This window comes from Humibacter antri (assembly GCF_054777235.1).
In genome coordinates, this window is sequence record NZ_BAAHAW010000009.1 from 1 (window position 1) to 12237 (window position 12237).

The window sequence follows — 12237 nt, forward strand, 5'->3', positions numbered from 1 at the left end:
GGTGGACTCGATGATGCGCGCCATCGTCTGCACCGTGACGACCGGGTACTCCCCCACACTCGTCTCGCCCGAGAGCATGACGGCGTCTGCCCCGTCGAGCACGGCGTTGGCGCAGTCGGATGCCTCGGCCCGGGTCGGCCGCGGGCTGGTGATCATCGACTCCAGCACCTGCGTAGCAACGATGACCGGCTTCGCCATGCGACGTGCGATCTCGATGGCCCGCTTCTGCACGATCGGCACGGCCTCCAGCGGCAGCTCCACGCCGAGGTCGCCGCGGGCGACCATGATGGCGTCGAAGGCGTCGACGATCTCGTCGAGGTGGTCGACGGCCTGCGGCTTCTCGATCTTGGCGATGACCGGCACCCGCCGGCCCTCCTCGTCCATGATCTCGTGCACGCGCCTCACGTCGTCCGCGTTGCGCACGAACGACAGCGCGATGTAGTCGGCACCGAGCTTCAGGCCCCAGCGCAGGTCTGCCTCGTCCTTCTCGCTCAGCGCCGGAACGTTGACGGCGACACCGGGCAGATTGATGCCCTTGTTGTTCGAGATCGGCCCGGGCACGATGACCTGCGTCTTCACCCGAGGGCCGTCGACCTCCAGCACGCGCAGTGCGACCTTGCCGTCGTCGATCAAGAGCGGGTCGCCCGGCTTCACGTCCTTGGGCAGACCCTTGAACGTGGTCGAGGAGAGCTCCTTGTCGCCGAGCACATCCTCCGTCGTGATGGTGAAGATGTCGCCCTCGGCCAGTTCGTACGGTCCGCCCTCGAACTTGCCGAGACGGATCTTCGGCCCCTGCAGGTCGACCATCACGGCCACGGCGCGGCCCGAGTCGTCTGCCGCGCGTCGCACGTTGGCGTAGACGGCCTCGTGCACGTCATAGGTGCCGTGGCTCAGGTTCATGCGGGCGACATCGACGCCGGCATCGATGATGGCGCGGATGTTCTCGTAGCTGGACGTTGCAGGGCCCAGCGTGGCGACGATCTTGGCTCGTCTCATGCTTATTCTTCGTACTCCATGGTTGCTTGCGCGTGCGCAGTTGATCGGCACCGAGATCGGTGCGGGTGCGACGAGCGTCAGATCGAGATGCCGCGGTCGGTCGGCCTGGTGGGCGAAGGGAGCGCGGTCTCCCCTTCAAGATACCGGTCGACCGCTGCCGCCGCAGCCCGGCCCTCTGCAATGGCCCACACGATGAGCGACTGGCCGCGGCCCGCGTCACCCGCAACGAACACGCCGGCCTCCTGCGTCTGGTAGTCGTCGTCGCGCACGACATTGCCGCTCTGGTCGAACGGAACGGCGAACTGCTCGCCGAGCGTTTCCTGCTCCGGGCCGGTGAAACCCAGTGCCAGGAGCACCAGGTCGGCAGGGATCTCCCTTTCGGTGCCTGCCTTGGGCACGCGCCGGCCATCCAGATACTCCGTCTCTGCGACCCTGATGCCCACCACCTCGCCCACTTCGTTGCCCACGAATTCGACGGTCGAGGCGAGGTACTCACGCCTGCCGCCCTCTTCGTGAGCTGTCTGCACCTCGAAGAGCGTTGGCGTGGTCGGCCACGGCTGATGTTCCGGGCGCTCGTCGGGCGGCTGCTTGCCGATGGCGAGATTGGTGACGGATGCCGCCTTCTGCCGGTGCGCGGTGCCGATGCAGTCCGCGCCGGTGTCGCCGCCGCCGAGAACCACGACGTGCTTGCCTTCCGCCGTGATCTGCGTGGGCACCGAGTCGCCGGCGCCGACACGGTTCTGCTGAACCAGGTATTCCATCGCGAAATGCACGCCGGCGAGGTCACGGCCGGGGATCGGCAGATCGCGCGGCACCATGGCGCCTGTTGCGATGACCACCGCGTCGTAGCGAGCCTTGAGGTCGGGCCAGCTGATGTCGACGCCGATGTCGACACCGGCGCGAAAGCGGGTGCCCTCGGCGGTCATCTGCGCCAGCCGCGCCTCGATGTGCTTCTTCTCCATCTTGAAGTCCGGGATGCCGTAGCGCAGCAGACCGCCGACGCGGTCGTCGCGCTCGTACACCGCCACCGTGTGCCCGGCCCTGGTGAGCTGCTGGGCGGCGGCGAGACCCGCGGGGCCGGATCCGACGACGGCGACCGTCTTGCCGGTCAGCCGCTGCGGCGGATGCGGCTGCACCCAGCCGTTCGACCACGCCTGGTCGATGATGTCGTGCTCGATCTGCTTGATCGTCACCGCCGGCTGGCTGATGCCGAGCACGCAGGAGTCCTCGCACGGGGCAGGGCACAGACGGCCGGTAAACTCCGGGAAGTTGTTGGTCGCGTGCAGCCGCTCGATGGCCTGGCGGCCCTCGCCGCGCCACATCAGGTCGTTCCATTCCGGAATGAGGTTGCCGAGCGGGCATCCCTGGTGGCAGAACGGGATGCCGCAGTCCATGCAGCGGCCCGCCTGACGGCGCAGCTGCGCAGGGTCTCCCGCCTCGTAGACCTCTTTCCAGTCCATCAGGCGCACGGAGACCGGCCGCCGCTTGGGCAGCTCCCGTTCCGTGACCTTGAGAAAGCCCTTAGGGTCGGCCATGAGAAACCCCTTCCGAGGCGGGCGGGAAGCCCTGAGGGTCAGACAGCGTCATCCGCCGGTCACCTCCAGGATCCGGTTCCAGACGACGTCGCCGTCGGGGTCGAGTCCCTCGTCGACGGCGTTCCTGCGTGTTTCGAGCACCGCTGCAAAGTCGCGAGGGAGCACCTTCGTGAAGCGAGCGGATGCCGCCTCCAGGTCGGTCAGCAGCGCCTTGGCCACGTTCGAGCCGGTCTCGGCGACGTGCTGCTCGAGCAGGTCGCGCACGATCTCGATGTCTCCGCTGCCGAGCATGGAGAGTTCCAGCTCTCCCGCTGCGAGTGCCTCGCGGTTGACGCGCTCTTCGCGCAGGTCGAGCACGTAGGCGGTGCCGCCCGACATTCCGGCGCCGAGGTTGCGGCCCGTCGTGCCGAGGATCAGCGCGAGCCCGCCCGTCATGTACTCCAGTGCATGGTCGCCCACACCCTCGACGACGGCGGTGGCTCCGGAGTTGCGTACGAGGAACCGTTCCCCGACGGTGCCACGGATGAACATGCTGCCCTGCGTGGCTCCGTAGCCGATCACGTTGCCGGCGATCACGTTGCGCTCGGCCGGGAACACGCTCGATCGATCGGGGCGTACGATGATGCGCCCTCCGGAGAGGCCTTTGCCGACGTAGTCGTTGGAGTCGCCTTCGAGCCGCAGGGTGATCCCGCTGGGGAGGAATGCGCCGAGCGACTGGCCGGCCGATCCGGTGAGCGTCAGGTCGATCGACCCGTCGGGCAGGCCGTGCTCGCCGTGCCGCACCGTCACCTCGTGACCGAGCAGGGTTCCGACCGCTCGCTCCGTGTTGCGGATCGGCAGCGTCAGCTCGATATGACCGCCGTGCTCCAACACATCGGCTGCCCGCTCGATGAGCCGGTTGTCGAAGTGCTTCTCGATCTCGTGGTTCTGGCTCCGGCGGTTGCTGCGCGGGGCATCCTCGGGGAACTGCGGTCCGTGCAGCACGGGGGCGAGGTCGAGTCCGGACGCCTTCCAGTTGTCGACGGCGCGGTCGACGTCGAGCAGTTCGACGTGGCCGACCGCTTCTTCGATCGAGCGGAAGCCCAGCGCGGCCAGGTACTCGCGCACCTCCTCCGCGATGAACTCGAAGAAGTTGACCACGAATTCGGGCTTGCCGCTGAATCTGCTGCGCAGGACCGGGTTCTGGGTGGCCACCCCGACCGGACACGTGTCCAGGTGACAGACGCGCATCATGACGCATCCCGAGACCACCAGCGGTGCGGTGGCGAATCCGAACTCCTCGGCGCCCAGCAACGCGCCGACGATCACGTCGCGGCCCGTCTTCAGCTGGCCGTCGACCTGCACAACGACACGGTCGCGCATGCCGTTCAGCATGAGCGTCTGCTGCGTCTCGGCGAGGCCGAGCTCCCATGGCGTTCCCGCGTGTTTGAGCGAGTTCAGCGGACTGGCGCCCGTTCCACCATCGTGCCCCGAGACCAGGATGACATCGGCCAGCGCCTTCGCTGTTCCGGCGGCAACCGCCCCGATACCGGTCTCGCTGACCAGCTTCACGTGCACCCGGGCATCCGGGTTCGCCCGCTTGAGGTCGTAGATGAGCTGCTTGAGATCTTCGATCGAGTAGATGTCGTGGTGCGGCGGAGGAGAGATGAGGCCGACTCCTGCGGTCGCGTGCCGGGTGCGGGCCACCCACGGGTACACCTTGGCAGGCGGCAGCTGGCCGCCCTCGCCGGGCTTCGCACCCTGCGCGAGCTTGATCTGCAGGTCGGTCGCGTGCGTCAGGTACATGCTCGTCACGCCGAACCGGCCGGATGCCACCTGCTTGACGGCGCTGCGCCGCTCCGGGTCGAGCAGTCGGTCGATGTCTTCGCCGCCCTCGCCCGTGTTGGACTTGCCGCCGAGCCGGTTCATGGCGATCGCCAGCGTCTCGTGCGCCTCGCGCGAGATCGAGCCGTAACTCATGGCGCCCGTGGAGAACCGCTTCACGATCGAGGCGACGGACTCGACCTCCTCGATCGGGACCGCCGGACGGATGCCCGTGCGCAATGCGAACATGCCGCGCAGCGTCATGAGCTGCTCCGACTGGTCGTCGACGAGTTTCGTGTACTGGCGGAAGATGTCGTATCGGCGCGTGCGGGTGGAGTGCTGCAACCGGAAGACGGTCTCGGGGTTGAACAGATGGGGCGCGCCGTCACGTCGGTACTGGTACTCGCCGCCCGTGGTCATGCGTTCGTGCGCGACCACCGCGCCCTCTTCCGGATACGCAGAGCGGTGGCGTGCCCGGTTCTCGGCCGAGATCACGTCGATGCCGACCCCGCCCAGCTTGGAGGTGGTGCCGGTGAAGTACTGGTCGACGAGCCGCTGGGCGAGCCCGATCGCCTCGAATGCCTGTGCACCGGCATACGACGACACGGTCGAGATGCCCATCTTCGACATGATCTTGAGCACGCCCTTGCCGAGTGCCTTGATCACGTTCTTCACGGCCCTCTCGCCAGAGATACCGGTGAGCATGCCGCTGCGCACGAGATCTTCGCAGGTCTCCATCGCCAGGTAGGGGTTCACGGCGCTCGCTCCGTACCCGATCAGCAGCGCGACGTGATGCACCTCGCGCACATCGCCGGCCTCGACCACGATGCCGACCTTCAGCCTGTCTTCCGTGCGGATCAAGTGGTGGTGCACCGCGGAGAGCATCAGGAGCGACGGGATGGGTGCCAGGTCTTTGTTGGAGTCGCGGTCGCTGAGCACGATGAACTTGGCGCCATGGAGGATCGCCTCGCTGACCTCGTCGCAGATCTCGTCGAGGCGGCGTTGCATGGAATCGGCACCGGCGTCGAACCGGTAGAGGCCGCGAACGGTCACGGTGGTACGTTGCCCCGGCGTCGGGTCGATGTGCTGGATCTTCGCCAGTTCATCGTTGTCGATCACCGGGAAGTCGAGCACCACCTGCCTGGTGTGCTCCGGCCCCGGCTCCAGGAGGTTGCGCTCCGGCCCGAGCCCGAGGCTCAGCGAGGTGACGACCTCCTCACGGATCGAGTCGAGCGGCGGGTTGGTGACCTGCGCGAACTGCTGCGTGAAGTAGTCGAAGAGCAGTCGAGGTCGCTTCGACAGCACGGCGACCGGTGTGTCGGAGCCCATGGCGCCGAGCGGCTCGGCGCCCGTCTTCGCCATCGGGGTGAGCAGGATGCGCACCTCCTCCTCCGTGTAGCCGAACGTGCGTTGCCTGCGCGTCACAGAGGCGGGCGTGTGCACGATGTGTTCGCGCTCCGGGAGGTCCTTGAGGTTGATGCGGCCGGCATCCAGCCACTCCCCGTACGGCTGGGCCGAGGCCAGCGACGACTTGATCTCGTCGTCTTCTATGAGGCGCCCCTCGACGGTGTCGACGAGGAACATCTTGCCCGGACGTAGCCGCCCCTTGCGCACCACGTGGCTCGGATCGATGTCGAGCACGCCTGTCTCACTGCCGAGCACGACCAGCCCGTCGTCGGTGATCAGGTAACGTCCGGGGCGCAGTCCGTTGCGGTCGAGCGTCGCCCCGACGAGCGAGCCGTCGGTGAAGACGAGGGCGGCGGGGCCGTCCCACGGCTCCATGAGCATCGAGTGGTACTCGTAGAACGCGCGGCGTGCCGGATCGATCTCGGTCTGCTTCTCCCACGCCTCCGGCACCATCATCATGACGGCATGCGGCAGCGACCGGCCGCTGAGCGTGAGAAGCTCGACGACTTCGTCGAAGGACGCCGAGTCACTCGCTCCGGGGGTCACGATCGGGTACAGCGAATTCAACTCGCCCAGCAGGTCGCTGTGCAGCTGAGACTGGCGTGCGCGCATCCAGTTGCGGTTGCCCTGCACGGTGTTGATCTCACCGTTGTGCGCGATCATTCGGAACGGCTGCGCCAGCGGCCACGACGGGAAGGTGTTCGTCGAGTACCTGGAGTGCACCAGCGCCAGCTTCGAGGCGAACCGCTCGTCGCTCAGGTCGGGGTAGAAGGGCTCCAGCTGCAGCGTCGTGACCATGCCCTTGTAGACCAGCGTGCGGGCCGACAGCGACGCGAAGTACACGTCGAGCTCTCGCTCGACCCGCTTGCGCAGCCGGAACGTGAGGCGGTCGAGTGCGATACCGGACAGGTGCGATCCGTTCTCGGTGGTGCGCTCGGTGTCGACGTAAAGCTGCTCGACGGCGGGCATCGCCTGACGGGCGAGGGTGCCGATCGTCTCCGGTCGCACCGGCACCTCGCGCCAGCCGAGCACGCGCAGCCCTTCTTCGTCTGCGATGCGCTCGATCGCGGACTTGACCGGTGTGCGCTCGGAGTGCTCCAACGGCAGGAACGCGTTGCCGACTGCGTACTTGCCTGCTTGCGGCAGTTCGAAGTCGACGACGGCGCGCAGGAAGGCGTCAGGGATCTGGGTCAGGATGCCGGCACCGTCACCCGTTCCGGCGTCGGAGCCGACCGCGCCGCGGTGTTCGAGATGGCGCAGTGCGTTCAGCGCGTTGTCGATGATGTCGTGACCGGCGGTACCCCGAAGGGTGGCGACCATCGCCAGGCCGCACGCGTCGCGTTCGGCGCTCGGGTCGTAAAGACCCTGGGCATCGGGAACCGTGCTGAACCGGGAAAACGGGGTGCGCTGCGCCATGGATACCGTCCTCACATCGATCGGGGAGAGGGACGACGTCGGCCCGTGGACAGGGAGAGGGTTCGTGCGTCGCCCTCCGGTGGTGGGGGTGACACTCGAAACGTGGCTGTACGGGTGTGCCGTGGTACCTGTTCAGTCAGTTGTCGTTGGGGTCAGCCGGCAGAGCTTGTGGCTTCGGCCTTGGCTTCACTCGATTCGCTCGAATTGCTCGTCGCAGAGGCGTCGTCATCGACGGTGTCCTCATCGGAATCGGTGTCGAACGAGTCTACCGCGTCACCGGACCGCTTCCACTCACGGCCGGGGAGGTACACGCTCGTCTCGACGCCGGGATGCCTGCGGGACTGCACGATGAACAGCACCAGGCCGAGTACGAACGCGAGGAAGGCCGCCCACACATTGAACGGGATGCTCAGGAACGAGTATTCGCTCGGGTCGATGCGGATGGACTCGAGGTAGCTGCGTCCCAGCCCGTACCACATCAGGTAGCCGGCGAACATCTTGCCCCAGCGCCAGTGAAGCCGCTTCTCGAGAGCGAGCAGAACCAGTACGCCGGCGACGTTCCAGATCATTTCGTACAGGAACAGCGGCTCGAAGAGCGTTCCGGCCGGGAGCCCGGTCGGGAACGCGGCATTGGTGCTCTCGATCTGCAGCCCCCAGGGGAGGTTGGTCGGAAGGCCGTAGAGCTCGTGGTTGACGTAGTTGCCGAGACGGCCGATGGCCTGAGCGAGCAGGATGCCGGGTGCCAGGGCATCCGCGAACGAGAGGAAGCGCACACCGGTCTGCTTGCTGGCGATGAACGCGCCGAGCGCGCCGCCGATCAGTGAGCCGAAGATGGCGTTTCCGCCGTCCCAGATGAAGAACACCCGCCAGAGGTTGGCGCCCGGGTAGAAGTAGTCGTGCGGGTGCGTGAACACGTGGTACAGGCGGGCTCCGATGAGCCCGAGCACTACCGCCCAGATCAGGAAGTCGATGACGACGCCCGGCTCGCCGCCGCGTCGAGTCAGACGCCGAGACGTCCAGATGGTGCAGATGATGATGCCGACCAGGATGATCAGCGCGTAAAGCCGGATGTCCCAGTGCAGACCGAAGATGTCGATCGGGATCGACTGCCATGCTATCGGCGGGCTCGGAATGCTGAGCGGTGCGATCACCTGTCGGGTTCCCTTTCGTTCAGACGACGGGTGTCGTCCGGTTCGGCGCGCGAGTCCACCCGGATCTCGCGCCAACCTAGTCTAAGAGTTCGCGGGGCGTGTGCCTTCTGCAAGGGCTCTTGCGGTGGCGGCCGCACCTGCCACTCCGCTGTCGGCCAGCGCGTGCACGAGCGCCGATCCGACGATGGCGCCGTCGGCGTACCCCAGCACCTCGCGCACCTGCTGTCCCGTCGAGATGCCGATGCCGACGCACACGGTGGTGGCGCCGGCGGTGCGCAGGCGCGAGACCAGCGTGCGGGCCGCGGCATCCACGTCTGCTCGCTCCCCGGTGATGCCCATGGTGGAGACGGCGTACACGAATCCGCGGGAGGCGTCGCCCGCCAGGTGCAGCCGCTCGTCGCTCGACGTGGGAGCGGCGAGGAACACGCGATCGAGGCCGGTCCGATCGCTGGTGGCGATCCAGTCGGCGGCGGAGTCCGGAGTGATGTCAGGTGTGATGAGCCCGCTGCCACCGGCTGCGGCGAGTTCGTCGGCGAAACGATCGACGCCGAATTGCATGACCGGGTTCCAGTACGTCATGACGAGCGCCGGAACATCCACTCGGGAGCGGATCTCACGCACAGCCGTGAAGACGTCGCGCACGCGGAAACCGTTCTGCAGCGCCTGCTGAGTCGCAGCCTGGATGACCGGACCGTCCATGACGGGGTCCGAGTACGGCAGGCCGAGCTCCAGCACGTCGACGCCGTTCTCGGCGAGCGCGACAGCGGCGTCGATGCTCGTGTCGAGATCGGGGAAGCCGACGGGCAGGTATCCGATCAGGGCACCGCCACGCGTCTCCCGCGCCGCTTCGACCGCGGTCTGCACCCGCGAGTGCGTCGCCTCCGCACTCATCGCTGTGCACCGTTCGCGTCGTCATCCGTGTGCTGGGCGTTTTCAGCGAGACGGGCATCTTCGTCGAGCAGGGCCGCGTCGTCGAGCACGCCGAAGTATGCTCCGGCGGTCTCGACGTCTTTGTCTCCACGACCCGAAAGGTTGATCAGGATGAGCGCATCCGGTCCCAGCCTCTTGCCCAGTTCGAGCGCGCCGGCAAGCGCATGCGACGACTCGATGGCCGGCAGGATGCCCTCGGTGCGGCTGAGCAGCCGGAAGGCCTGCATCGCCTCGTCGTCGGTGACGGGCAGGTAACTGGCGCGTCCGATGTCGCGCAGCCAGGCATGCTCAGGACCCACGCCCGGGTAGTCGAGGCCGGCGGAGATGGAGTGCGACTCCATCGTCTGGCCGTCTTCGTCTTGCAGCACGTAGGTCTTGGTGCCGTGCAGGATGCCGGGGGTGCCGTGGCTCAGCGTGGCACCGTGCTTGCCGCTGGCGATGCCGTGGCCCCCCGGCTCGAAACCGTAGAGCTGCACGTCGGCGTCGTCGAGGAACGCGTGGAAGATGCCGATCGCGTTCGAGCCGCCGCCCACGCACGCGGCGACGGCGTCAGGAAGCCGGCCGGTCAGATCCAGCACCTGTTGCCTGGCCTCCTCGCCGATCACTTTGTGGAAGTCGCGCACCATTGTGGGGAAGGGGTGCGGGCCGTTGACGGTGCCGAGCAGGTAGTGAGTGTTCTCCGCGTTGGCGACCCAGTCCCTGAACGCCTCGTTGATGGCATCCTTCAGGGTGCGCGAACCCGTCTTCACCGGAACGACCTCGGCGCCGAGCAGCCGCATACGCGCGACATTGAGCGCCTGGCGCTTCGTGTCCACTTCACCCATGTAGACCGTGCACGTCATGCCGAACAGGGCGGCGGCGGTCGCGGTGGCGACACCGTGCTGGCCGGCCCCGGTCTCCGCGATGAGACGTGTCTTGCCGAGCCGGCGCACGAGAAGCGCCTGGCCGAGCACGTTGTTGATCTTGTGCGAGCCGGTGTGGTTGAGGTCTTCGCGCTTGAGGATGACACGTGCGCCGCCCGCGTGCTCGGCGAAGCGCGGCACCTCGGTGATGATCGAAGGGCGGCCGGTGTAGGTGGCGTTCAGGCGCGCCAACTCCTCGGCGAAGGCCGGGTCCTGCTTGGCGGCCTCGTACTCGGCGGAGAGCTCGTCGAGCGTGGCGATGAGCGACTCGGGCATGTACCTGCCGCCGTAGTCGCCGAAGTCGGGACCGTTCGTCTCGCGTAGGGCCATGGTCACTTCCCGTCGGGAATGGGCGCTGAGAGGAATGCGGTGAGGCGTGCCATCGGGTCACCCGTGACGAGCGCCTCGCCGACGAGCACTACGTCTGCTCCCGCTTCGCGGTAGTGGGCGACATCTGACGGACCGAGCACCGCCGATTCGGCCACCCGGATGATGCCAGACGGGATGCGGTCGGCGAGCGAGCCGAACAGGTCGCGGTCGAGTTCGAACGTGTCGAGGTCTCGTGCGTTCACGCCTACGATCGCCGCACCGGCGTCGACCGCGCGGGAGATCTCTTCGGCGGAGTGCGTCTCGACCAGCGCGCTCATGCCCAGTCCCAGCGTCAGTTCGTGCAGCTGAACGAGCGTCGGCTGGTCGAGGGCTGCCGCGATGAGCAGCACGATGTCGGCACCGGCTGCACGCGCCTCATAGACCTGGTACGGGTCGGCGATGAAGTCCTTGCGCAGCACAGGGATACCGACAGACCGGCGCACTGCTCTGAGGTCGTCGAGGGATCCCAGGAACCGGCGCTGCTCGGTGAGCACGCTGATGGCGCTCGCGCCACCCCGCTCATACAGCGACGCGAGCGCCGCGGGATCCGGGATGTCCGCCAGCCGGCCGCGCGACGGGCTCGCCCGCTTCACTTCGGCGATGATCTTCACCCGCTCGGCGGGAGCGAGCGCCGCCGGCGCGTCGAGCGCCGGAGCCGCCTGCGCAGCGGCCGCAGCGACGGCGTCGAGTGGTACCTCGGCGGCGCGAGTGCGGGCATCCGCCACCGATCCGCCGACGAGTTCGTTCAGCAGCACTCAGTGACCCTTGGGCTGATACTTCGGCCCGTTCACGCCGTACCCGGCCTTGGCCATGATGAGGCCGACGATCGGGCCGATGACCACCACGACCCCGCAGGCCACGACGACCCACGGCTGGTCGAACCAGAAGGCGAACACCCCGACGATGAAGGCGATCACCATGATGATGACGGCCGTCCATGCGGCAGGCGAGTGGCCGTGGCCCGGATCCGAGGACTCAGCGCTCATGACTCTCTTTCGGTACTGGCGAGTGGGACACCCTCATCTTATCGAACGGCGGGGCGCCTGCCCGTCCTCCGTGGGATCGTCGCCGCGGCTGAGTTCGTCCCAGTCGTCGATCGCGGCGTCGCGCGCCCTGGCGCGGCGATCCGCAGAGGACAGCGTGTCCTCATCCTCGGGAGCATCCGGTTCGGCTGACCCGCTCGTCGAGGGGTGTGCGGCGTCTTCCGTGGCGCCATAGCGGCGTGAGGTCACCGGCCACAGGTGGCCGGTCACCGCGACGCAGAGCGCGGCGACCGCGAGCGCGATGCCGCCGGCCAGGGCGAGGGCGGGCCAGGGCGAGGCATCCGCGTGGGAGACGATCGCGCGCACGCTGGTATCGCCTGCGATGCCCGTGGCCTTGCTCACCACGCTGATGCCTGTGCCGACCGGGTCTGCCATCGCGGAGATCGTCGACCCGATGATGCCGGCGGCCAGCACCAGGCCGAGCAGCGCGAGCACGTAGCGAAGGATGCGGCCGGCCAGCGCGAGTGCGCCGGCGAACGCGACGCCGGCGAGGGAGAGCGCGGCGATCGCCGGTGCAGCCTGCGAGCCGGTCACGGTCAATGTGCCGGCATGACCGGACGCCGCCGTGAGGTGCAGCGTGTACCAGGTCTGCGTCGATGCCGTGAGCACCAGGCCGCAGACGAGCACGGCCAGCAGCATCGTGCCGTACTTGAGGCGACCTGCGAGTCGGGTGCTGGTTGCCATG

Annotated in this window: 9 protein-coding genes; all 9 read right to left on the reverse strand. The window is 67.6% G+C overall.

Going from position 1 to position 12237, the window contains the following annotated elements:
* Positions 1 to 996: pyruvate kinase (gene pyk, locus ACYVDK_RS04535; protein WP_460518586.1), on the reverse strand; the 996-nt coding region annotated here is incomplete at its 3' end.
* Between the two features lie 77 nt (positions 997 to 1073).
* Positions 1074 to 2531 (reverse strand): glutamate synthase subunit beta, encoded by a 1458-nt coding sequence (locus tag ACYVDK_RS04540; RefSeq protein WP_460518589.1) that lies wholly within the window; start codon positions 2529 to 2531, stop codon positions 1074 to 1076.
* 48 nt (positions 2532 to 2579) lie between these two features.
* Positions 2580 to 7157, reverse strand: coding sequence for a glutamate synthase family protein (gltB, locus tag ACYVDK_RS04545; RefSeq protein WP_460518592.1), 4578 nt, complete (start codon positions 7155 to 7157; stop codon positions 2580 to 2582).
* 152 nt (positions 7158 to 7309) lie between these two features.
* Positions 7310 to 8308 carry a prolipoprotein diacylglyceryl transferase gene (gene lgt / locus ACYVDK_RS04550; RefSeq protein ID WP_460518595.1) on the reverse strand — a complete coding sequence of 333 codons (999 nt, stop codon included), beginning with the start codon at positions 8306 to 8308 and terminating at the stop codon, positions 7310 to 7312.
* A gap of 81 nt (positions 8309 to 8389) precedes the next feature.
* Positions 8390 to 9199 (reverse strand): tryptophan synthase subunit alpha, encoded by an 810-nt coding sequence (trpA, locus tag ACYVDK_RS04555; protein WP_460518598.1) that lies wholly within the window; start codon positions 9197 to 9199, stop codon positions 8390 to 8392.
* Positions 9196 to 10470 (reverse strand): tryptophan synthase subunit beta, encoded by a 1275-nt coding sequence (trpB, locus tag ACYVDK_RS04560; RefSeq protein WP_460518601.1) that lies wholly within the window; start codon positions 10468 to 10470, stop codon positions 9196 to 9198. The genes trpA and trpB overlap by 4 nt, the downstream gene beginning before the upstream one ends.
* 2 nt (positions 10471 to 10472) lie before the next feature.
* On the reverse strand, positions 10473 to 11261 hold the full coding sequence (gene trpC / locus ACYVDK_RS04565; RefSeq protein WP_460518951.1) for an indole-3-glycerol phosphate synthase TrpC: 789 nt from the start codon (positions 11259 to 11261) through the stop codon (positions 10473 to 10475).
* A 3-nt stretch (positions 11262 to 11264) separates the two neighbouring features.
* Complete coding sequence (locus tag ACYVDK_RS04570; protein ID WP_460518604.1) at positions 11265 to 11495, reverse strand: DUF6704 family protein; 231 nt, start codon at positions 11493 to 11495, stop codon at positions 11265 to 11267.
* Positions 11496 to 11528: 33 nt separating this feature from the next.
* On the reverse strand, positions 11529 to 12236 hold the full coding sequence (locus ACYVDK_RS04575; RefSeq protein WP_460518607.1) for a Trp biosynthesis-associated membrane protein: 708 nt from the start codon (positions 12234 to 12236) through the stop codon (positions 11529 to 11531).
* Position 12237 lies beyond the last annotated feature (1 nt).